We start from the raw sequence: 22,478 nt of genomic DNA, 5'->3' as shown, positions 1-22,478 counted from the left end.
ACCAGCCTGATGGGACGCCGCAGCGCCACTTCCGGGGCGGACGGCACCGCCGTGCCGCGGCTGCTGGATGGCGCCCGCGTGCTGGTGACCCGCAGCCCGGACCGGGCCGGGGCGCTGGTCTCCGCGCTGCGCGCCACCGGCGCCGAACCGCTGCTGCTGCCGCTGATCGACTTCGAACAGGCCGCCGACCAGCACTCCTTGGGCGTGGCCTTCGACGCCCTCGGCGCCGGCGCCTACACCTGGCTGGTGGTCAGCAGCGTCACCACCGTCCAGGTCCTCCAGGAACTGGCCGCCGAGCGTGGCTCCGCGCTCAACGCCTGGCTTCCCGGCAGCCTGCAGATCGCCGCGATCGGCCCGGCAACCCGCCGCGTCCTCGAAGCATTGGACATCCCCGTCGACCTGTCCCCGGCAGGGCAACAGTCAGGAGCCGGGCTGCTGGACATCTGGCCCGACCGGGCCGGCAGCGTCTTCCTGCCCCAGGCCGACATCGCCGACCCGGCCCTGCGCCGCGGCCTCGCCGCCCGGGGCGCCGCCGTCCAGGCGGTCACCGCCTACCGCACGGTGGACTACCCGGCCGACCCGCGCCGGCGCATCGCCACCACCGCCGCCACAGATGGACCCCCCGCCCGGGAACCCGGCCATGGTGCCCCCGTCCTGACCCCGGCCCAGGCCCGGGACGCGGTGGACGCCGGCACCCTGCACGCCGTCGTCGCCGCCTCCCCGAGCGCCGCCCGGCGGATCCACTCCGGACTCACCCCGCTGGGGGAGTGCCGGCTCGTGGCGATCGGCCGCTCGACGGCGGCCCAGGCCGCGGCGCTCGGCCTGGAGGTCGCCGCCGTCGCCGAGGAACCCACCGCCTCCGGGCTGGTGGCCGCCGTAGTCCACGCCCTGATTCCGAACCACCCGCACACTTCCCCCGACCGCCCACCACAGTGAAGGACCAGCCATGAGCTTCCCGACCCACCGCCCCCGCCGGCTCCGCACCACCCCCGCGATGCGCCGCCTGACGGCAGAACACCGGCTCAACGCGGCCGAACTGATCCTTCCCGCCTTCATCCGCGAGGGCCTCACCGAGCCCAACCCGATCGCGTCGATGCCCGGGGTGCAGCAGCACACCACCGATTCGCTCAAGCGCGCCGCCGCCGAAGCCGTGGAGCTGGGCGTGGGCGGCATCATGCTCTTCGGTATCCCCGCCGAGCGGGACGCCCGGGGCACCGCCTCCCTGGACCCCGAGGGCGTGCTGAACAAGGCCATCCGCGACGTCCGGGCCGAGGTGGGCGACGAGCTGGTGGTGATGAGCGACGTCTGCCTCGACGAATTCACCGACCACGGCCACTGCGGTGTCCTGGACGGCAACGGCTACGTCGACAACGACGCCACCCTGGAGATCTACGGACAGATGGCGGTGGCCCAGGCCGAGGCCGGCGCCCACGTGCTCGGACCCTCCGGCATGATGGACGGCCAGATCGCCGTCATCCGCCAGGCACTGGAACAGGCCGGCCACGCCAACACCGCGGTCGTGGCCTACGCCGCCAAGTACGCCTCCGCGTTCTACGGCCCGTTCCGCGAGGCCGTGGACTCCCAGCTCACCGGCGACCGCCGCACCTACCAGATGGACGCCGCCAACCGGCGCGAGGCCATCCTGGAGGTGGAACTGGACGTCGAGGAGGGCGCCGACATGGTGATGGTCAAGCCCGCCATGAGCTACCTCGACATCCTCGCCGACGTCGCCGCCATGAGCCCCGTGCCGGTGGCCGCCTACCAGATCTCCGGCGAGTACTCGATGATCGAGGCCGCCGCCGCGAACGGCTGGATCGACCGCCGCGCCGCCATCACCGAGTCCGTGCTCGGCATCAAGCGCGCCGGCGCCAACATGGTCCTGACCTACTGGGCCACCGAGCTCGCCGGCTGGCTGAAGGAGACCCGGTGAACCACGCCGTGCAGCCGGACCCCGCGTCCGCCGCGAACCCCACCGCGCCGGTAGGCCCGGAGACCATCCTGCTGGGCCTGAACACCTTCGGCGACGTCGGTGTGTTCCCGGACAGCCAACCGGTGCCGCACGCCCAGGTGTTGCGCCAGCTGCTGGAACAGGCGGAACTCGCCGACGAGGTGGGGCTGCACGCCTTCGGCGTGGGGGAGCACCACCGCCGCGACTTCGCCGTCTCGGCGCCCGAGGTCTTCCTCGCCGCCGCAGCCGCCCGCACCAAGCGGATCCGGCTCGGCTCCGCCGTCACCGTGCTCAGCTCCGATGACCCCATTCGGGTGTTCCAGCGCTTCGCCACCGTGGACGCGATCGCCAACGGCCGCGCCGAGGTCATGCTGGGCCGCGGCTCCTTCATTGAGTCCTTCCCGCTCTTCGGCCTGGACCTGGCCGACTACGAGGTCCTGTTCGAGGAAAAGCTCGAACTCTTCGACAAGGTCCGGGCGCAGAAACCCATCAAGTGGGAGGGCCGCACCCGGGCGCCCATCAACGGGCTGAGCGTCTACCCGCCGCTGGAGCACCACCTGCTGCCGGCCTGGATCGGCGTCGGCGGTACCCCCGAGTCGGTCCTTCGCTGCGCGGAATACGGCTACCCGATCATCTTCGCCATCATCGGCGGGGCGCCCCGGGCCTTCGGGCCGCTGGCGGGGCTGTACCGGGAGGCGATGGAAAAGTACGGCCACTCCCTGCAGCAGGTCGCCACGCACTCGCCCGGGCACATCGCCGCCACCGACGAGGAGGCGCGGGAGGAGTTCTTCCCGCACTGGCTGGCGCAGCGGAACCAGCTGGGTTCCGAACGCGGCTGGGGTCCGGGCAGCCGGGCCGAGTTCGACCAGCTCTGCAGCCCCGAGGGGGCGCTCTATGTCGGCTCACCGGAGACGGTGGCCGCGAAGATCGCCCTGCTCAAGCGGAACCTGGGCGCGGACCGCTTCGACCTCAAATACAGCAACGGCACACTGCCGCACGCCGCCATGATGCGCTCCATCGAGCTGTTCGGCACCGACGTGGCTCCGCGCGTCGCCGCCCTGCTGGCCGGGGAGACCGAGACTGGCAGCCGGACCCCCGGCTCCCGGAACTGAAAGAATAGGATTCATGACTTCCAGCCACCACCGCAATGAGGAACTGTTCGACCGAGCCCGCGGGCTGATGCCCGGCGGCGTGAACTCCCCGGTCCGGGCCTTCGGCTCGGTGGGCGGCACGCCCCGGTTCATGGTCTCCGCCCAGGGCGCATACGTGACCGACGCCGACGGCGACCAGTACGTCGACCTGGTCTGCTCCTGGGGTCCGGCGCTGCTGGGCCACGCCCACCCGGCCGTGCTCACCGCCGTCCACGAGGCCGTCGACCGGGGCCTCTCCTTCGGGGCCTCCACCCCGGACGAGGCGAACCTCGCCGCGCTGGTCCGCGAACGCGTCCCGGCCGCGGAACGGGTCCGGATGGTCTCCACCGGCACGGAGGCCACCATGACCGCCATCCGGCTGGCCCGCGGCTACACCGGCCGCAACCTGGTCATCAAGTTCGCCGGCTGCTACCACGGCCACCTCGACGGCCTGCTCGCCGCCGCCGGCTCCGGCCTGGCCACCCTCGCCCTGCCGGGCTCCGCCGGCGTCACCGCCGCCACGGCCGCGGAAACCCTCGTGCTGCCCTACAACGACCTCGCCGCCGTCGAGGCCGCCTTCGCCGCGCACGGGCCCAACATCGCCGCCGTCATCACCGAGGCCGCACCCGCGAACATGGGCGTGGTGACCCCGGGTGAGGGGTTCAACGCGGGCCTGTCCCGGATCACCCGGGAGCACGGTGCGCTGCTGATCCTGGACGAGGTCCTCACCGGCTTCCGCACCGGCTACGCCGGCTACTGGGGCCTCACCGGCGGGGCGGCCGACGCGGCCGAACCGTGGGCCCCGGACCTGCTGACCTTCGGCAAGGTGATCGGCGGCGGCATGCCGACGGCGGCGCTGGGCGGCCGCGCCGACGTGATGGACTACCTCGCCCCCGTGGGCCCGGTCTACCAGGCCGGCACGCTCTCCGGTAACCCGGTGGCCATGGCCGCCGGCGTCGCGACCCTCACGCACGCAACCGCGGAGGTCTACGACTTCGTCGACGCCCGCTCCCTGGAACTCTCCGGCGCCCTGTCGGAGGCGCTGGACGCCGCCGGCGTCGACCACTCCATCCAGCGGGCGGGGAACCTGTTCTCCGTGGCCTTCGGGACCTCCGCCCGCGGCGTCCACAACTATGACGACGCCCAGGGCCAGGAGGTCTTCCGGTACGCGCCGTTCTTCCACTCCATGCTGGACTCCGGGGTGTACCTGCCGCCGTCCGTCTTCGAGGCCTGGTTCCTCTCCGCCGCGCACGACGACGCCGCCATGAACCGGATCTTCGACGCGCTTCCGGCCGCCGCGAAGGCCGCCGCGGCCGCCACCGCCTGACCGGCGCTTAAACGACTGAAGGCACCCGCCGCGGCGGGTGCCTTCAGTCGTTTAAGGAGGTGCTGCCTAGAGGACGTCCGCCAGGAAGCCGCGGAGCCGTTCGGTCCGCGGGTCGGTGAAGAGCTGCTCCGGGGCGCCGGACTCCACCACCTTGCCGGCGTCCATGAACGTCACGGTGTCCGAGACATTGCGGGAGAAGCCCATCTCGTGGGTCACCACCACCATCGTCATGCCGCCCTTGGCCAGGTCGGCCATGAGTGCCAGGACGCCCTTGACCAGCTCCGGGTCCAGCGCCGAGGTGGCCTCGTCGAAGAACATCACCTCGGGCTTCATGGCCAGCGCCCGGGCGATCGCCACGCGCTGCTGCTGGCCGCCGGAGAGGTTCGCGGGCCGGGAATCGGCCTTGTGTTTCAGGCCCACCAGGTCCAGCTGTGCCAGGGCCTCCTCGCGGGCCTGCTCCTTGGACATGCCGCGGAGCTTGCGCAGGGCCAGGGAGACGTTCTCCTCCACGGTCTTGTGCGGGAAGAGGTTGAACTGCTGGAAGACCATGCCGATGCGGCGGCGCAGCTCATCCGGGTTGTCCTTGAGCACGGACCGGCCGTCGAGCAGAATGTCGCCCTGGTCCGGTTCGATCAGCCGGTTCATCACCCGCAACAGCGTCGACTTGCCGGAGCCGGAAGGGCCGATCACGGAGGCCGTGGTGCCCTTCTCGACGTGCAGGTCGATGCCGCGCAGGACGTGGTTCGACCCAAAGGACAGGTGGATGTTCTTAGCCGTCAGTGATCCGGACGCGAATTCGCTCATGCCTGGGCTCCCTTTCCGACGACGGCGGCAGCCTCGTCCGGTTGCTTCTTTTCCGGCCGGCCGGAGCGCAGCCGGGAATCAATAAAGTTCACCAGGTGAGTGAGTGGAATGGTCATGGCGAGGTAGAAAATAGCCGCTGCCACGTACGGGGACAGATTCCCGCTGCGTGCGGCGGCGTCCTGGCCGATCTGGAACAATTCGCGTTCCGTTGCCAGCAAGCCCAGGGTGAATACCAACGAGGAATCTTTGATCAGAGCGATGAACTGGTTCATCAGGGCAGGAAGCACCCGGCGGATACCTTGCGGCACCAACACCAGGCGCATGGACGGGCCATAACCGAACCCCAAGGCCCGTGACGCCTCAAGCTGACCCTTGTCTACGCTCTGAATGCCGGAGCGGAAGATTTCGCCCGTGTACGCGGCGGCCATGAGCGACAGCGCCGCAACGCCCATGGGGTAGGGGCTGTTGCTACCCGATATCTCGCGGAAAATCGGTCCGAATCCAAGTCCGATGACCAGGATGGTGAGGACGGCCGGGAGTCCACGAAAAACGTCCGTGTACACCCGGGCCGCCCACCGTGCCACGGGATTACGGGATATTCCCATGAGAGCCAGAATCAGACCGAGGAACGCACCGATCAGGCCAGAGGTGATCGCAAGGACCAAGGTGTTGGGCAGGCCAACGGTGAACATGCTTGGCAAGACCTCAGCGATCTTCCCCCAGTCAAAGAAGGTCTCTCCGAGTCGTGTCAGGTAATCCATATGGCGTCGCTATCTCTCCTGGTAGCCGGTGACTATTTCGCGGGGACCTTGACGGCCTTGCTGCCCGGCTTCCACCCCTCGGGGGTCTGCTCGGCGGACGTCGGACGGTCCGTGTACCACTGGGCGGTCAGCTTGGACCAGGTTCCGTCGGCAACCACGGCGTCGAGGGCAGAGTTAAGCGCGTCGAGCAGGGCAGGGTTGTCCTTGGCTACGGCGTAGGCGGTGAAGTTCTGCGTGTTGAGCTTCTTCTCGGCAATCTTGGTACCGTCGCCGGGCTTGACCTGGCCGGTGGCCTGCTGGGACGGAGCCACCCAGGCGTCAACCTGCCCACTCTTGAGGCTGGCGAACACGGTGTTGTAGTCGGGGAAGGAAACAGGCTCAAGCTTGAGGGTGTTCTTGACGTAGTCCTCCTGCACACTGCCGCTGACGACGCCGATGCGAAGACTGCCCTTCAGGTCGGCGAATTTCTGGACCTTGGCGTCCTCTTTAGTCACAAGAGCCATGTAGCCGAAGTCATAACCGTTAGTGAACGCAACCGTTTCGCGGCGCGCGTCCGTGGTGGAAATCGAGGACGAGCCGACGTCGAACTGCTTGTTCTTCACCTGGCTGAGAAGCGCCTGGAACTTTGTGGAGGCGAACTCGATCTTGAGCCCCAGCTTGTCGGCCATGGCCCGCAGCAGCTCGTTGTCGTAGCCGGTGAATTTGCCGGACGGATCGATGAAGATGTTCGGCGGGGCGTCGGAGAGGGTGCCCACGCGCAGGGTGCCCTCGCTGATCAGGCCGAGCTTGGACTTGTCGATCTTGTCCAGGGCCGGGACATCCTTGGTGGTGTACTTGTCCAGGGAGGTCTGGTCGCTGCCCTGGAGGGCGTCAGTCGGGGAGCCCGAGCTCTGGGCGGACCCGCCGCCGCACGCGGCGAGGGAGACCGACAGGGCCACGGCCACCGGAAGGGCGGTGAGCCACTTCAAGGCTTTGCTTTTCATCACGCAATCACTTTCGTCTGAAGTCCTGGGGCGGCGGCGGGACAGCAGGTCCGGCCGCCGGAGGGCATGCCGCACCAGGGCGGCACCGCAAAAGATAATTGTGTCACCGGGGCATTGGGCCGGATCAAATCGAATTTCCGGGCGTCCTGGAGTGGGGGTGAGCGAATAACGCGAGTGTCATGTGGCCTGTGCGGCTTGAGAGCGGCGGCCACCGTCCAATGCACAGAATCCCGTCCGGCGTGGCGGGGCGTCCCGGCTGTGTGGAAGCTGTGTGTGGTCCGTCTCATTCTGCCGATGGGACGCCGAAAAGCAGGGTTCCGGCCGATATCCGGGGCGGACGTGTCGATTTATGACGCCGCAGCCCGGGCGACGGGGTTGCGGCTAGAAACTGCCGCGGCTTGCGTCCTCGGGCGGCAGGACGGGCCAGTCACCCTCGATCACCGCGGCCGGCTTGGTTTTCCGAAGGTAGCTCTGGAAGTCCGCTGCCTGGGCGGTGGCCCATTCCACCTGCAGCTGGTGCAGGTGGGCCGCCGGCATCCGAAGCTTAGGGAACTTTCCGGCCATCGCGTCCAGGACCCGCAGGGTGGCGAGCGCGTCGGCGGCAGAGGTGTGGGCGTTGTCCAGGTCCACGCCGTATTCCTCGCAGAGGGCCGTCAGCGTGCGCTTGCCCTTGCGGTAGCGGTCCACCTGCTTGTTCATGATGTACGGGTCCAGGACCGGGTAACGGTGCAGCTGGGGCACCCCGTAGCGCGCGGATTCCGCCGCGAGGACCGTGAAGTCGTAGCTGGCGTTGAAGGCGATGACGGGAACCCCGGCGTCGAACAGTTCCTGCAGCACCCCGGCGAGTTCCCGGACCACCTCAGCGGCCGGGCGGCCCTCGCTGCGGGCCCGCTCCGTGGTGACGCCGTGGATGTCGCTGGCCTCGGTGGGGATCTCGACGCCGGGATCGGCGAGCCACTCGTGCTCCCTAATGACGGCGCCGTCCCCGTCCACCAGGGTCACCGACGCCGTCACGATCCGCGCCGCGCGGGAATTCCGGCCGGTGGTTTCGAGGTCGAATGCTGCGCGGGGGAGGGTGTGCCAAGTGCTCATGCAATTACGCTACCTGCTGCCACGGACAGTCCTGGGCAGCGACCTGCGGCCGGGGCGCGGAGGCGGCGACGGTACCCTTGATGGCATGCGGATGGAGTACGTGGAGGCGGTGCTGGAGCTCGGTGCGATGGTGCCTGCCGGGACCGCCCTCGCCTATGGCGACGTGTCGGAGTTGCTGGGTTCCGGCGGCCCCCGGCAGGTCGGCGCGGTGCTCAGCCACCACGGCAGCTCGATCCCTTGGTGGCGCATCATCCGGGCCAGTGGCGAGGCGCCACCCGGCCACGAGCGTGACGCGCTCGCCCACTACCTGGCCGAGGGGACACCCCTGCGCGGTGATTTCCTGGACTTCCAGCGCAGCGGCGAGGGCCGGTGGCGGGTGGACCTTGCGGCTGCCCGCTGGGCGCCGACCGACGAGGAATTTGCCGTGATCGACGCCGTAGCGGAGCGGCTGGAGCCCGCCAGCCGGAAAGTGTCGGTGCCCGATGATGAAATGTTTGTGTGAGTAGCCCCAGCCACCGCCCCGCCGGCATCAGCCTTACCGATTCACGCACCACCGTGCCCAACCAGGCCGTGCAAGAAACAGCTGTCCCCGGCACCCCCGTGCCCGGGCTGACGCTGCTGCCGCCTCGGACCCGGCACGCGCAGGCCCCGGAGCTTTCCGCGGACCAGCGCGCCGCCGTCGAACCCGCGCGCGGGAGCGGGCCGGTCCTGGTGCCCGGCGCGCCCGGCACGGGGAAGTCCACGGTCCTGGTCGAGGCCGCGGTGCACCGTGCCCGGCGGGACGGCCTGGACCCCGAACGGATGCTCATCCTGGCCCCGGGGCGGCTCGCCGCCGACGCGCTACGGGACCGCTTCACCGCGCGGCTGGACCGCAGCCTGAGTACGACGCCGGCACGCACCTGGGCGTCCTACGCCTTCGACCTGATCCGGCGGGCCAAAGCCGAGGGGGTGCTGCCCCTGCCGCGGGCGCCGAAGCTGCTCTCCGGCCCCGAACAGGACCTGATCATTAAGGAGCTCCTCGAGGGCCACTCGCGTCCGGGCTTCGAGCTGCCCTGGCCGGAGGACCTCGGCGCCGCCCTGCCCACCCGCGGCTTCCGGCAGGAGGTGCGGCAGCTCTTCGACCGGATCATCGAATCCGGGCGCACCGCCGAGGACCTCGCCGCCCTGGGCCGCCGTTGCGGCAGGCCAGACTGGGAGGCCGCCGCGGCGCTCTACGCCGAGTACCGCGACGTGCTGGACCTGCGGATGCCGGAATCCTTTGACCCCGCCGGCATCATCACCGCCGCCCGCCAGATCTTCCAGGACGCGCCGGACTTCCTGTCCGCCGAACGGGACCGGCTGCAATTGATCCTCGTGGACGACATCCAGGAGGCGAACCCGGCAGTCTTCGAGCTGCTGGCCGACATCGCCTCCGGCAAGGACGCCCTGGTGACCTACTGCCCGGACACCGTCGTGCAGGGCTTCCGCGGTGCGCGGCCTGACCTGGTGGCGGAGCTGCCCCGGCTGCTCGCCCCCGGCGGCGCCGTGCTGGAACGGCCGCTCTGGACGGCGCACCGTCAGGCCCCCGCCGTCGGGCAGGCCTGGCAGGCCGTCGCCGAACGGATCTCGCTCCGCTCCGGCGGCGCCACCGCGCGGCGGCTGGACTACCCGGCACCGGCGGCACCGGAACCCGCCGCCCCAAACCCAGCCGCGCCAAACCTGCCAGTGTCCGGCACCGTAGAGGGGCACCTGCTGCCCTCACCGGTCCACGAACTGCGTTATGTCTCCCAGCGGATCCTCGAGGCTCAGCTGAACGAGGGCCGCGCCCTGGGCGACATCGCCGTCATCGTCCGCAACGGCGGCCAGCTTAGCCAGCTGCAACGGCACCTGGCCGGGCAGGGCATTCCCGTGCGGATTCCCGTGGCCGAGGCCGCCGTCCGGGACGAGGTTGCGGTGCGGCCGCTGCTGGACGCCTACGCCGTCGCCCTGGACCCGGAGGCCCTCACCGCCGAAGCCGCCGTGTCGCTGCTGACCTCCCGCATCGGCGGGGCCAGCTCCATCGAGCTGCGGCGGCTGCGCCAGACGCTGCGGCAGGACGAACTGCTCGGCGGCGGCGGGCGCGCCAGCGATGCCCTGCTGGTCGAGGCGCTGCTGGAACCCGGCGCGCTTGCCGCGACCGGCCTGGAGGGACGCTCGGCGCGGCGGATCGCCCGGATGGTCCACGCCGGACGCGAGGCCGCCGCCGCGCCCGGCGCCAACGCCGAGACCGTGCTGTGGGCGCTGTGGAACGCCACCGGCCTGGCGAAGCGCTGGACCGAGGCCGCCCTCGCCGGCGGTGCCGCCGGCGCAAGGGCGGACCGGGACCTGGACGCCATGATGGCCCTCTTCCACACCGCCGAACGCTACGTGGACCAGTTGCCCGGGTCCGGGCCGGAACAGTTCCTCGAGTACCTGCTCAGCCAGGAACTGCCGATGGACACGCTGGCCGCCCGCGCCCAGCTGGAGGACGCGGTGGAGCTGATGACCCCGGCCAGCGCCGCCGGGCGGGAATGGCCCGTCGTCATCGTGTCCGGACTGCAGGAAGGCGTCTGGCCCAATACCCGGCTGCGCGGCGAGCTGCTGGGCAGCACCCTGTTCGCTGATGCGGTGGAGCACGGGGTGGACTACGCCCTCCGCCTCGATCCGCTCAGCCGGCTCCGGGACATCCGCTACGACGAACTGCGCATGTTTTCCACCGCCGTCTCCCGCGCCCGCGAGGTGCTGATCTGCACCGCCGTCTCCTCCGAGGACGAACAGCCCTCCTCCTTCCTTGACTACGCAGCGCCGCTGTCCCCGGGCCAGGACCGGCGGGGCTACACGCCGGTGGAACGGCCGCTGACGCTGCGGGCCCTGGTCGCGGAACTGCGCCAGCACGCCCAGGCCGGGAGCGCCGAGGGCGAGGAGGCCGCAGCAGTCCTCGGCGCGCTCGCCGCCGCCGAACCGCCCGTGCCCGGCGCCCATCCGGACCAGTGGTGGGGCCTGGCTCCGTTGTCCTCGGCGGAGCCGGTGGTGCCGCCCGGCGGCACGGTCTTCGTCTCGCCCTCCAAGGTCGAGACGGTGCAGAAGTCGCCGCTGGACTGGTTCGTCCAGGCCGCCGGCGGGGAGGCCGCCACCGATTTCGCCCGCAGCCTCGGCACCCTCGTCCACGCCATCGCCCAGGACCTTCCCGAGGCCTCCGGCGGCGAATACGTGGCCGAGCTGGTCAAGCGCTGGCCCACCCTGGGCATGAAGGACAACTGGGAGGGCAAGCTGGACTTCCAGCGGGCCGAGGGCATGGTGCGCAAGCTCGCCCAGTACGTCCTGGTGATGCGCAGTGAGGGCCGCAGCCTGCTCGGGGTCGAGCAGGATTTCGAGGTCAAGTTGGCCGACGTCGTCCCCGCCGGAGCGGCAGACGACGGCGACGGCTGGCCCGCGCGCGCGGCGGTGCTCCGCGGCCAGGTGGACCGGCTGGAGATTGACGGCGATGGCCGCCTGGTGATCGTGGACCTGAAGACCGGCAAACGCCAGCCCGGCAAGGCCGAGCTGGAACGCCACCCGCAGCTCGGCGCCTATCAGGCGGCCGTCCTCGCCGGCGGTTTCGCCGGCCCCGACGACGGGCCGCCGCCCCGGCCCGGCGGCGCCGTCCTCGCCCAGCTGGGGACCACCACCAAGAGCCCTGGCGTGCAGCACCAGCCGCCGCTGGACCCGGACGCCAACTGGGCCCTGGACATGGTGAACGACTCCGCCCGGGTCATGTCCGGCAGCACGTTCGAGGCCCGTCACGACCCGGCCAAGGGCGGCCACGGCGGCCACGGGTGCCGCCTGCCCGAGGTCTGCCCGCTCTGCGCCCGAGGAAAGCAGGTCACCGAATGAGCCTCCCGGATCCACGGTTCAGTCCCGAGGAGCTCTCGGCCATGCTCGGGGAAAAGAACCGCCCCACGGCGGAGCAGTCCCTGATCATCTCCTCGCCGCTGGCACCCCGGCTGGTCATCGCCGGCGCCGGTTCCGGGAAGACCGCCACCATGGCGGACCGGGTGGTCTGGCTGGTCGCCAACGGCTGGGTCAGCCCGGAAGAAGTCCTCGGCGTGACCTTCACCCGCAAGGCTGCCGGCGAGCTGGCCACCCGGATCCGGGCGAAGCTCACCGCCCTGGCCCAGATCGCCGCCGAGGACCGGGACCACTCGGTGTTCCCCGCCGGGCTGCTCAGCACCGAGGCGCTGGAGCCGAAAGTCTCCACCTACCACTCCTACGCCAGCGGGATCGTCTCCGACTACGGCCTCCGGCTCGGCGTCGAACGCGACGTCGTGCTGCTGGGCGCTGCGCAGTCCTTTCAGCTCGCCAGCGAGGTGGTCGAAGCCTACGACGGCGACTACGAGCACTTCCGCGCCGCCAAGTCCACCCTGGTCAAGGCCGTCATCCAGCTCGCGGGGGAGTGCGCCGAACACCTGCAGGAGCCGGCCGGGGTCCGCGCCTGGCTCCTGGACCGGGTCCAGGAGTTCGAGTCCCTGCCGTACCTGGCCACCGCCAGGAAGAACCCCACCCAGGCGGCGGCCGACCTCAGCGCCCTGTTCCGGACCCGCGCCAGCGTGGCGGACATGGTGGGCCGGTATGCGGAGGCCAAGCGGGCCCGCGGCGCCCTCGACTTCGGCGACCTCGTGGCCCTGGCCGCCCGGGTTGCCAGCGAGATCCCGCTGGCCGCGCAAACCGAACGCCAGCGCTACAAGGTGGTGCTGCTGGACGAATTCCAGGACACCTCCCACGCCCAGCTGGTGCTGTTCTCCAGGCTCTTCGGCGGCGGCCACGCCGTCACCGCGGTGGGGGACCCCAACCAGTCCATCTACGGCTTCCGCGGCGCCTCCGCGGGGCAGCTCTTCCACTTCGTGCGGGAGTTCCCGGTACTGGTCGATGAGGCCGGCTCCGGTGCCGGCGGCGACGCCGGCGACGGGGGCACGGACCGCCGCTTCGCCGTGGCGCCGACGTCGTACCTGACCACGGCCTGGCGCAACGGCCGCACCATCCTCGACGCCGCCAACGTCATCTCGGCACCCCTCAGCCGCGCCGCCGGGGAAGCCGGTCCCGCCGGCGCCCGGGACACCGCCCCCGCCGTCGAGGTTCCGCCGCTGCAACCCAGCCCCGCCGCGGTGGAGGGCCGCGTGGTGATGGGCCGGTTCGGCACCGACGAGGAGGAAGCGGCCGCCATCGCCGGCGACGTCCTGACCTACCGCCGGACCGACTTCAGCGGCAGCGCCGGCACAGGGGACTTTGAACCGCCCGCGATGGCCGTGCTCTGCCGGCGCCGCGCCCAGATGGAGTGCATCCGCAAGGAATTCGAGCTCCGCGGCATCCCGTACGAGATCGTCGGCCTCGGCGGTCTGCTGGACACCCCGGAAATCGTCGACCTCGTCGCCACCCTCCGCGTCCTGGCGGATCCGGGCCGGTCGGACTCGCTGATGCGCCTGCTCGCCGGGGCCCGCTGGCGGATCGGACCCGCGGACCTGATGGCCTTCCGCGACTGGTCCAGCTTCCTGGCCCGGCGGCGCGGGGCGCCCGGGGCCGGCGCCGACGAGGACCTCGACGACGCCGACACGGCCGTCATCGAAACGGACCTGACCGACGGTGCCAGCCTGGTCGAGGCGCTGGACTGGCTGCCCCGGCCCGGCTGGACCTCGGCCCACGGACGGCAGCTGGGGACCGAGGCCCTCGGCCGGCTGCAGCGGCTCTCGGCCGAACTCCGGCAGCTGCGCAGCTTCATGGGCGACGACCTGACCACCCTGCTGGGCGAGGTGGAACGGTCCATGCTGCTCGACATCGAGGTGGCCGCCCGGCCCGGGATCAGCATCCACCAGGCCCGCCGCAACCTGGACGCCTTCCAGGACGCGGCCGCCGGGTTCCTGCACACCTCCCAGCGCGTGGACGTCCTGGCCTTCCTGGCCTGGCTCGAGGCGGCCGCAGCCGAGGAGAACGGCCTCGACGCCGCCGCGCCCGAGGCCAACCACGAGGCCGTCCAACTGCTCACGGTGCACGCCTCCAAGGGGCTGGAGTGGGACGTGGTGTTCGTCCCCGGCCTGAACGCCGGCGCGTTCCCGAGCAGCCGCGACTCCCGCTGGAGCAGCGGCTCCGCGGCCCTGCCGTGGCCCCTGCGCGGCGACCGCGCGGACCTGCCGCAGTGGGACCTCGAGCACCCGGACCAGAAGGGCTGGCTGGACGCCGAAAAGGACTTCAAGGCCGACGTCCAGGCCCACGGCGAGGCAGAAGAGCGGCGCCTGGCCTACGTCGCCTACACCCGGGCCAAGCACGTGCTCTGGGTCTCCAGCGCCGCGTGGGTGGGCTCCCGGGCCGGCATCGCCGACATGTCCCCTTTCCTGGCCGAACTGGAGGCCCTGGTGGGCCGGGGGAGTGCCGCGGTCCACCCGCTCTCGGTCTCCGAGGACGCCCTGCCGGAGGAAAGCCCGCTGACCTCGGAGCTCGAGCTGGCCGGGTGGCCCTACGACCCGCTGGAGGGACCGGTCAACCCCCGCACCGGGGCACGGCTGCGCCTGCGGCCGGGTCGCCGCGCGGCCATGGACTCCGCGGCCGCCCTGGTCTTGGACCACCTGCAGCGGCCCGGGGATGGGCACCTGCCGGCGCCGGCGCCGCCGGGGCAGCCGTTGCGCGGACCCGCCGGCGGCTGGGCCCAGGAGGCCGCCACCCTGCTGGACCGCCGCAACCGGCGCACCACCGTCCACGAGGTGCACCTGCCCGGGCACATTTCCGCCTCCACCCTGGTGGACCTGGACGAAGACCCCGGCGCCGTGGTGGCCCGGCTCCGGCGGCCCGTGCCGCGCGAGCCCGGGATGTCCGCCCGCAAGGGCACGGCATTCCACTCCTGGGTGGAGGAGTACTTCGGCACGGCGGGAACGCTGGATTTGGGGGAGGCCCCCGGCTCGGACGGGCACATCGACGAGGCCTACGGCCTGGAGGCCATGGTCGATACCTTCCGGCGCTCCGAATGGGCGGACCGGGCTCCGGCGCACGTGGAGGTTCCGGTGGAGACCAGGATCGGCGACGTGGTGGTGCGCGGCCGCATCGACGCCGTCTTCCGCGACGCCGACGGAGGCTGGGACCTGGTGGACTGGAAGACCGGCCGCCGGCCTTCGGCGCGGCAGCTCACGACGAAGGCGGTCCAGCTGGCCGTGTACCGGCTCGCCTGGTCACGGCTGAAGGGCGTGCCCCTCGAGGACGTCCGGGCGGCGTTCTACTACGTGGCCGACGACGCCGTGGTGCGCCCGCACGACCTGGGCAGCGCGGCGGACCTCGAACGGATCGTCGCCGGTGCACTCGGCCGGCCGGTGGGCGTCCCCGGCAGGTAGGACGGGCTAGTGGCGGTGCAGCGGCACGACGGTCAGCGCTGTCGTGGACGTGTCCTCGCCGCTGGCCGGTGCAGGAGTGCTGGCAACGGCAGGGCTGTCGGAGCCCTTTTCGCTGCGGTCCGCGGCGGAACGGTCCTCCGCGGCGGGGCCGGAAGGTGCGACGTCGGCGTCGTCAGCCTGGGTGGCTCCGCGGCCGGCGTCATCGCCGTTGTCCCCGCCCTTCGCGTCCCGGGAGACCGCGTCCCGGGAGGCACCGTCCTCGCCACCCGAAGACTGCTCGTCGTCCTCGGGGGTGTCGGGGATCGGGGTGACGTGCACGGCGGGAGCCGCGGCGAGCGGGGCGGGCTGCCCCGCGGCGGCCTCCGGCGCGGCCATCCCGGGTGTCTCCGCCTCGGTCTCGATCGGCTGCACCGTGACCGCCGGTGACTGTGCGGGCGCCGGAGCGGGCAGCGGTTCGACGCTGATCGGCTGGCCTCCGTGGGCCGCGACGTCGTCGGCCAGCAGTGCAAGCATCGACTCGCCCTCCGCGACCATCGCGGTGTCCCCGGCAGCCAAGCCACGGACCAGGTACTGGGCCAGCGCGAACTCCGCGGACAGGGCCGCCCGGCGCAACAGGTGCGCATCGGGAGTGTCCCGGCGGGCGGAGGAGTACGCGGCCAGGACGCTGTCCACAAAGTCCTGGTCATTGGAAGCGACCAGCCAGGCCATGTCGTCGGCAGGGTCGCCGATCCGCAGGTCGGTCCAGCCGGTCACGGCGGTGACCCGCTCGCCGTCGACCATGATGTTGTCCTCGTGCAGGTCGCCGTGCACGACGCTGGGATTGAAGCGCCACAGGGTGACGTCCTCCAGCGCGTGTTCCCAGCGGCGCAGGAGCAGCGGCGGGATCTTCCCGGTCGTGGCGGCCTGGTCCAGCTCATTGAGGCGGCGCTGGCGGAACTCGTTTGGGGTGTAGGTGGGCAGGTCGGCGTTGCTCACCAGCGAATGCGGAAGATCGTGGATCGCGGCGAGGGCGGCACCCACCTCCCGGGCCAGCGCGGGCGTCCCGGCACCCAGCTCCTCAACGGAACGGGTGCGTCCCGCGAGGTGGGCGTACACAAACGTGCTCAACTCGCCCTGCCGCACGGTCCCGGCCACGGTGGGCATCAGGAACGGCAGTTCGGCACGGATCCCGGGGGTGAAGGCCCGCAGCACCAGGAACTCGGTCTCCAGCCGTGCGCTGGCCTCCGCATGCCGCGGCGACCGGACGCGCCAGCGCTTCCCCTCGGAATCCAGCAGCAGGGCGGAGTCGAAGTCAGCCGCATCGTCGGGCGCGGAGCACACGGCCGTAGGGGTCAGTCCGGGGACCGCTGCCGTCGCTACCGCTGCCAGTTCGATTGGGTTTCTTCTCACGTTCCCACGGTAGATTGACCGGCGCCCAACACGGCGAGGCAGGGCGGCGAGTCTGAAAGTTAGGCCCGAAAACGCCCCCCGGACCCGGCAGACACGGGCCTCGCGGGGCCGCCGTCGGCCTTCCTGGCAAATGTCAATTGTCAGCGGGGGTGGGTACGGTGGAGATATGAGTCTTCCGGAGCCGTCCGCGTCCACCACCACGACGCCCGCCGCGTCCCGGCAGGGCGGGACCGGACAGCCGGCCAACCACCTCAGGGAGACCGTCCTTCCGGTCCGGCCAGCCCTCATAGACCGGCGCTCCGCCGCACGCGTGCGGCCCGGGATGCTCGACGAACTCCTGGACGCCGACGGCGTGCAGGCCATGGTGCTCTCCCGCCGCCAGGCGCTGGTGGGCGGGGACGGTTTGGTGTTCCTCGACGCCAAGGCGCTCGCGGGCCGACTCAAGGGCACCGATTTCGAACCCCTCCGCGTCGTCTACCTCGGGGCTTCCCTCGACGCGGACAGCGGGAACCCCGCTCCGGCGTCCCGGCCCGGCACCGAGTTCGTGCTGTTCATCCTGCCGGAGCAGTTCGAGGTCCGCGCGGAGCCGTTCGAGCAGCATGTCGACGGGATCCCCGCCGGGGCGCAATGGGCCGGATTCCGCGAGGTGGCGGGACGCCTCGACGCCCCGGACACCGCCCTGTTCATCGAAGCCAGCGCCATCGCCAACTGGCACGCCACCCACACCCACTGCCCGCGCTGCGGGACCGCCACCACCATCGAGGCCGGCGGCTGGGTGCGGCGGTGCCCGGCGGACAACTCCGAGCACTATCCCCGCACCGATCCCGCGATCATCGTCACGGTGGTCGGCCCGGACGGACGGCTCCTGCTCGGCGGCGGCGGACCGCTGGATGCGAAGAACTACTCCACGCTGGCAGGCTTCGTCGAACCGGGCGAATCACTCGAACAAGCCGTCGTCCGCGAGATCGGCGAGGAGGTCGGCGTTCGGGTGACCGCCTCCCAGTACCTGGGATCGCAGTCCTGGCCGTTCCCTGCATCGCTGATGCTCGGCTTCACCGCCACCACCGGGGACACGGAGGCCCGGCCCGACGGCGTCGAGGTCACCCGCGCCCGCTGGTTCAGCCGGGAGGAACTGCAGGCCGCGGTCTCCAGCGGAGAGATCACCATCTCCAGCCGGCTCTCCATTGCCCGGGCCCTGATTGAACACTGGTACGGCGGCGTCATCCAGGACGCCCCCGGCACCCCCTGACCCTCCGATATTTGAGCAGCAGACGTGAACACAGATCTTTTCTCCGCCGGATCATTTCCCGGCACCCCGCCCGCCGAAGGGCTTCCCGCCGCGGATGAGCGTTCCCTGGAGGAACGCATCCTCGGCGGACTCGACGCCGAACAGCGCGAGGTGGCCAGCAACCTGACCGGGCCCATGTGCGTCCTCGCCGGCGCCGGCACCGGCAAGACCCGCGCCATCACACACCGCATCGCCTACGGCGTGCACTCCGGCGTCTACAGCCCGCAGCGGCTGCTGGCCGTCACGTTCACCGCCCGGGCCGCGGCGGAAATGCGCAGCCGGCTCCGTGACCTCGGCGTGGGCAACGTCCAGGCCCGCACCTTCCACGCCGCCGCCCTCCGCCAGCTGCAATTCTTCTGGCCCCAGGCGATCGGCGGTGCCCTGCCGAACCTGCTGGACCACAAGGCCCAGATGATCGCCGAGGCCGCCCGCCGGCTACGGCTCAGCACAGACCGGGCCTCCATCCGCGACCTCGCCTCCGAGATCGAATGGGCCAAGGTCTCCATGCTCACCCCGGCCAACTACCTGGAGAAGGCCCAGGGCCGCGGCACCCCCGGCGGCTTCGACCTGACCGCCGTCGCCCGCGTCTTCCAGTCCTACGAGGACGTCAAGACGGACCGCAACGTCATTGACTTCGAGGACGTCCTGCTGATCACCGTCGGCATCCTGCAGGAGGACCCGAAGGTCGCCGCCACCGTCCGGGAACAGTACCGGCACTTCGTGGTGGACGAATACCAGGACGTCTCGCCGCTGCAGCAGCGGCTCCTTGAACTCTGGCTGGGCGGCCGCGACGACCTCTGCGTCGTGGGCGACGCGAGCCAGACCATCTACTCGTTCACCGGTGCGTCCCCCAAGCACCTCCTGGGCTTCAAGGCCCAGTACCCGGACGCCACCGTGGTGAAACTGGTCCGCGACTACCGGTCCACCCCGCAGGTGGTCCGGCTCGCCAACGACCTGCTCGCCGGCCGGCGCAGCGGCGGCCCCGTCGCGGACGCGGCCTGGGCGACGCCGCTGCAGCTCGTCGCGCAGCGCCCCGCCGGTCCCGTGCCGCACTTCACCGAATGCTCCGACGACGAGGCGGAGGCCGCCACGGCCGCCCAGAACATCAAGGCACTGCTGGAGGCGGGCACGCCGGCCAGCCAGATCGCCGTGCTCTTCCGCACCAACGGACAGTCGGAGGCGTACGAGCAGGCCCTCGCCTCGGCCGGGATCGGCTACCAGCTCCGCGGCGGGGAACGGTTCTTCGCCCGGAAGGAGGTCCGGGACGCCATCCTGCAGTTGCGGGCCGCCACCCGGGCCATCGACGGCGCGGACGGCCCGGAACCGCTGGGCCAGCTGGTCCGGGACATCGTGTCCTCGCTCGGCTACACCGAGGAGGCTCCGCACAACGGCGGCGCCCTGCGGGAACGCTGGGAATCCCTGGCCGCCCTGGTGGCCCTGGCGGACGAGCTCGTCGCGGCCCGGGGGCCGCAGTTCGGCCTCGCCGAGTTCGTCAACGAACTCCAGGAACGCTCCCTCGCCCAGCACGCCCCGACGGTCCAGGGCGTCACCCTCGCCTCGCTGCACGCGGCCAAGGGCCTGGAATGGGAGGCGGTGTTCCTGGTGGGCCTGAGCGAGGGCCTGATGCCCATCTCCTTCGCCGACACCCCCGAAGCCGTCGACGAGGAACGCCGGCTCCTCTACGTCGGCATCACCCGGGCCAAGGAACACCTGTACCTGTCCTGGTCCACCGCGAGGACCCCGGGCGGCCGGGCGAACCGCAAGCCCTCCCGCTTCCTGGACGGGCTGCGGCCGGATTCCGTCGCCTCCTCCAGCGCCCGCGGCAAGGGCCCGGCCCCGCGCCGCAAGGCCGCCGCGCCGGCGTCGTGCCGGGTGTGCGGCAGCATGCTCAGCAGCGGCGCCGAACGCAAGGTGGGCCGGTGCAACCAGTGCCCGCCCAGCTACGAGGAACAGACTTTTGACGCGCTGCGCCAGTGGCGTAAGGCCACCGCGCTGGAATCGGACGTCCCGGCATTCGTGGTCTTCACCGACGCCACCCTGACGGCCATCGCCGAGGCCCGCCCGGCGACCCTCCAGGAGCTCGCGACGCTGCCCGGCGTCGGCGCGTCCAAGCTGGAGAAGTACGGCGAGGCGGTCCTGGCCATCCTCGCGGAAAGCACCACCGCCTGATGCCGGGCAGGGCTGCGGGAACGCCAACGACGACGGCGGACGGCGCGCCGGTAGAGGTGCGGCGCTCGGCCAGGCGCCGACGCACGGTGGCGGCCTTCTGGGAAAACGGCACCGCCGTCGTGGCCATCCCCGCGCACTTCAGCGGCGCCCAGGAACGCGAATGGGTGGAAAGGATGCTGGCCAAGCTCCGCGCCCAGGGAAGCCGGGGGCAGAAGGGGAACGGCCGGCGCCGGCCGGGCAGCGACGCGGCCCTGGCATCCCGGGCGGCGGAGCTCTCCGCCACCTACCTGGGCGGCCGGGCCGAGCCGGTGTCGGTCCGCTGGGTGACCAACCAGAACTCCCGCTGGGGCTCGGCGACGCCGTCGGAGGGCACCATCCGGCTCTCGCACAAGCTGCAGCAGATGCCGCAATGGGTCATCGACTATGTGCTGCTGCACGAACTCGCGCACCTGCTGGTCGCGGCCCACAACGCCGCATTCTGGCGGCTGCTGGCGGCTTACCCCGAGACGGAGCGGGCCAAGGCCTTCCTCGAGGGCGTCTCCTTCGCCACCGCCCGCGGCCTCCCCGCCGACGAGGACGACGTCGAGGAAGCCCCGGCCGACTAAGCCCGGACGCGGGGGCCAAGCGGCACGGCCGCGGGGGAGCCCGGGCCGGTCAGGCCCGGACGCCGTCCGGCGGACTAAGCCTTGGCGGACTAGGCCTGCGGGGAGTCCCCGTCGGTGGCGCCGGCGTCGCCCTTGGCGTCGCCGTCGCCCTTGCCGCTCCCACCTTCGCTCCCGCCGTCGCCGGTGCCGGGCTCGGGCGCCTCGTCGAAGCCGCCGCTGAGCAGCTTCTGCAGCGCGTCGTCGACCTCGGTGTCCGAAGCCTCCGCCAGCTTGCGGCGTTCGCTGAAGCCCTTCGGGTCATCGAGGTCCTCGGCGGTGGGCAGCAGGTCCGGGTGCTGCCAGATGGCGTCCCGGCCCTCCACGCCGCGTTCCTCCTTCAACTGGGCCCACAGCGTCGCTGCCTCGCGCAGCCGGCGCGGCCGCAACTCCAAGCCCACCAGGGACGAGAAGGCGTGTTCGGCCGGTCCGCCGGTGGCACGGCGGCGGCGGACCGTCTCGCGCAGGGCCGCCGCAGAAGGCAGCAGCTTCTCGGTGGCGGCGGCGGTCAGCTCGTCCACCCACCCCTCCACCAGGGCGAGCGCGGTCTCGAGCTTCTCCAGTGCCTGGTCCTGGGCGGGGGTGCGCTGCGGCATGAAGACACCCTGGGAGAGTGCCTCCTGGATGCCTTCGGGGTTGCTGGGGTCCAGCTCCCGGGCGAGGTCCTCGATCTTGGAGGTGTCGATGTGGATGCCCCGGGCGTAGGCCTCGATGGCGCCCAGCAGGTGGCCCCGCAGCCAAGGAACTTGGACGAAGAGTCGGGCGTGGGCGGCCTCGCGGACGGCCAGGAAGAGCCGGATGTCGTTCTCGGGAAGGCTGAGGCCCTCACCGAACTTGGCCACGTTGGCGGGGAGAAGCGCCATCTCCAGGTCGGCCAGCGGGACGCCGATGTCGGTGGAGCTGACCACCTCTGCGGAGAGTGCACCGATCGCCTGGCCCAGCTGCATGCCGAAGATCGCGCCGCCCATGTTCTGCAGCATCGAGGAGGCGCCGCCCATCATGGACTTCATTTCCTCGGGCATCTGTTCGGTCATCGCGGTGGAGAGTGCGTTGGCGATGCTGTTGGCCACCGGCTCGGTCAGCCGCTTCCAGGTGCCCAGGGTTTCCTCGACCCACTCGGCCCGGGACCAGGCACGGCCGATCAGCCCCGTGGAGGGAAGCTCGGTGACCTGGTCCAGCCACAGCTCGGCCAGCCGGAGCGCCTCGTCCACCTCGCGGGTCTGGGCCGCGGTGACGGAGGGGTCGGACCCGCTGGCCGCGACCCGGCGGGCGTTCTCGTGCGCCAGCTGCCAGTTGACGGGCCCGTCGGAGGAGGCACTCATCATGGCCTGGACCTGCGAGAACATCTGCGCCAGCAGGTTGGGGTCATCGGGCAGGCCCGCGGCCTTGGCCAGTTCGGCCGGATCGATGTTCCCCATGCCCTTGCCGCCCATCAGGTTCTGCAGCATTTCCGCCAGCGGATCCTTGGGCTCGTCGTCCCCGTTGGACGGTTGGTGTGGGTTAGAGGTCATGATCCCGCCGATCGTCGGTGTGACTGGTACTCAACTTCACGCTACCCCTCCCGCTCAGCGGCTGTCTTGCAGAAACCGGCGCCGTTCGC

At 71.4% G+C, this 22,478-nt stretch carries 16 protein-coding genes; 10 read left to right on the top strand and 6 right to left on the bottom strand.

Annotated elements, in window-relative coordinates:
* The first annotated feature begins 9 nt into the window (after positions 1-9).
* The 4 genes from QWJ39_RS00395 to hemL are packed head-to-tail and all read left to right on the top strand — an operon-like array spanning position 10 to position 4,405.
* On the top strand, positions 10-936 hold the full coding sequence (locus QWJ39_RS00395) for a uroporphyrinogen-III synthase (protein ID WP_290255728.1): 927 nt from the start codon (positions 10-12) through the stop codon (positions 934-936).
* A 10-nt stretch (positions 937-946) separates the two neighbouring features.
* Complete coding sequence (gene hemB, locus QWJ39_RS00390; RefSeq protein ID WP_290255727.1) at positions 947-1,930, top strand: porphobilinogen synthase; 984 nt, start codon at positions 947-949, stop codon at positions 1,928-1,930.
* Positions 1,927-3,060 (top strand): LLM class flavin-dependent oxidoreductase, encoded by a 1,134-nt coding sequence (locus QWJ39_RS00385; RefSeq protein WP_290255726.1) that lies wholly within the window; start codon positions 1,927-1,929, stop codon positions 3,058-3,060. Before hemB ends, QWJ39_RS00385 begins: the two co-directional genes overlap by 4 nt.
* Before the next feature lie 13 nt (positions 3,061-3,073).
* Positions 3,074-4,405: a glutamate-1-semialdehyde 2,1-aminomutase gene (gene hemL, locus QWJ39_RS00380; protein WP_290255725.1), complete on the top strand. Its 1,332-nt coding sequence runs from the start codon at positions 3,074-3,076 to the stop codon at positions 4,403-4,405.
* Positions 4,406-4,471: 66 nt separating this feature from the next.
* Here hemL and QWJ39_RS00375 read toward each other — a convergent pair whose 3' ends face one another.
* From QWJ39_RS00375 to QWJ39_RS00360, 4 genes are all read right to left on the bottom strand, one after another.
* Positions 4,472-5,209, bottom strand: coding sequence for an amino acid ABC transporter ATP-binding protein (locus QWJ39_RS00375; RefSeq protein ID WP_290255724.1), 738 nt, complete (start codon positions 5,207-5,209; stop codon positions 4,472-4,474).
* Entirely contained in the window at positions 5,206-5,970 is a 765-nt protein-coding gene (locus tag QWJ39_RS00370; RefSeq protein WP_290255723.1) for an amino acid ABC transporter permease, read from the bottom strand. The genes QWJ39_RS00375 and QWJ39_RS00370 overlap by 4 nt, the downstream gene beginning before the upstream one ends.
* Positions 5,971-6,002: 32 nt before the next feature.
* Positions 6,003-6,953 (bottom strand): ABC transporter substrate-binding protein, encoded by a 951-nt coding sequence (locus QWJ39_RS00365; protein WP_290256463.1) that lies wholly within the window; start codon positions 6,951-6,953, stop codon positions 6,003-6,005.
* A gap of 381 nt (positions 6,954-7,334) precedes the next feature.
* Complete coding sequence (locus QWJ39_RS00360) at positions 7,335-8,045, bottom strand: 3'-5' exonuclease (RefSeq protein ID WP_290255722.1); 711 nt, start codon at positions 8,043-8,045, stop codon at positions 7,335-7,337.
* 85 nt (positions 8,046-8,130) lie between these two features.
* Here QWJ39_RS00360 and QWJ39_RS00355 point away from each other — a divergent pair, with 85 nt between their 5' ends.
* The 3 genes from QWJ39_RS00355 (at position 8,131) to QWJ39_RS00345 (ending at position 15,391) form a co-directional block, all read left to right on the top strand.
* Positions 8,131-8,547 (top strand): MGMT family protein, encoded by a 417-nt coding sequence (locus QWJ39_RS00355; RefSeq protein WP_290256462.1) that lies wholly within the window; start codon positions 8,131-8,133, stop codon positions 8,545-8,547.
* 68 nt (positions 8,548-8,615) lie between these two features.
* Positions 8,616-11,915, top strand: a complete 3,300-nt coding sequence (locus QWJ39_RS00350) for an ATP-dependent DNA helicase (protein ID WP_290256461.1) — start codon at positions 8,616-8,618, stop codon at positions 11,913-11,915.
* Positions 11,912-15,391 (top strand): ATP-dependent DNA helicase, encoded by a 3,480-nt coding sequence (locus QWJ39_RS00345; protein WP_290255721.1) that lies wholly within the window; start codon positions 11,912-11,914, stop codon positions 15,389-15,391. Before QWJ39_RS00350 ends, QWJ39_RS00345 begins: the two co-directional genes overlap by 4 nt.
* Positions 15,392-15,397: 6 nt before the next feature.
* On the opposite strand, the gene QWJ39_RS00340 is transcribed toward QWJ39_RS00345, so the two are convergent.
* Positions 15,398-16,780 carry a phosphotransferase gene (locus QWJ39_RS00340; RefSeq protein WP_290255720.1) on the bottom strand — a complete coding sequence of 461 codons (1,383 nt, stop codon included), beginning with the start codon at positions 16,778-16,780 and terminating at the stop codon, positions 15,398-15,400.
* 166 nt (positions 16,781-16,946) lie between these two features.
* Here QWJ39_RS00340 and nudC point away from each other — a divergent pair, with 166 nt between their 5' ends.
* The 3 genes from nudC (at position 16,947) to QWJ39_RS00325 (ending at position 20,842) form a co-directional block, all read left to right on the top strand.
* Positions 16,947-18,029 (top strand): NAD(+) diphosphatase, encoded by a 1,083-nt coding sequence (nudC, locus tag QWJ39_RS00335; protein ID WP_290255719.1) that lies wholly within the window; start codon positions 16,947-16,949, stop codon positions 18,027-18,029.
* Positions 18,030-18,134: 105 nt separating this feature from the next.
* The gene (locus QWJ39_RS00330) at positions 18,135-20,237 is read left to right on the top strand and encodes an ATP-dependent DNA helicase UvrD2 (RefSeq protein WP_290256460.1); all 2,103 of its coding nucleotides are present in this window, start codon (positions 18,135-18,137) and stop codon (positions 20,235-20,237) included.
* The gene (locus QWJ39_RS00325) at positions 20,237-20,842 is read left to right on the top strand and encodes a M48 family metallopeptidase (protein WP_290255718.1); all 606 of its coding nucleotides are present in this window, start codon (positions 20,237-20,239) and stop codon (positions 20,840-20,842) included. The genes QWJ39_RS00330 and QWJ39_RS00325 overlap by 1 nt, the downstream gene beginning before the upstream one ends.
* Positions 20,843-20,931: 89 nt before the next feature.
* Here QWJ39_RS00325 and QWJ39_RS00320 read toward each other — a convergent pair whose 3' ends face one another.
* Positions 20,932-22,389 (bottom strand): zinc-dependent metalloprotease, encoded by a 1,458-nt coding sequence (locus QWJ39_RS00320; RefSeq protein ID WP_290255717.1) that lies wholly within the window; start codon positions 22,387-22,389, stop codon positions 20,932-20,934.
* Positions 22,390-22,478 lie beyond the last annotated feature (89 nt).

This window comes from Arthrobacter sp. YD4 (genome assembly GCF_030410515.1).
Classification (GTDB): Bacteria; Actinomycetota; Actinomycetes; order Actinomycetales; family Micrococcaceae; genus Arthrobacter.
This window is presented reverse-complemented; position numbering and strand designations above follow the sequence as displayed.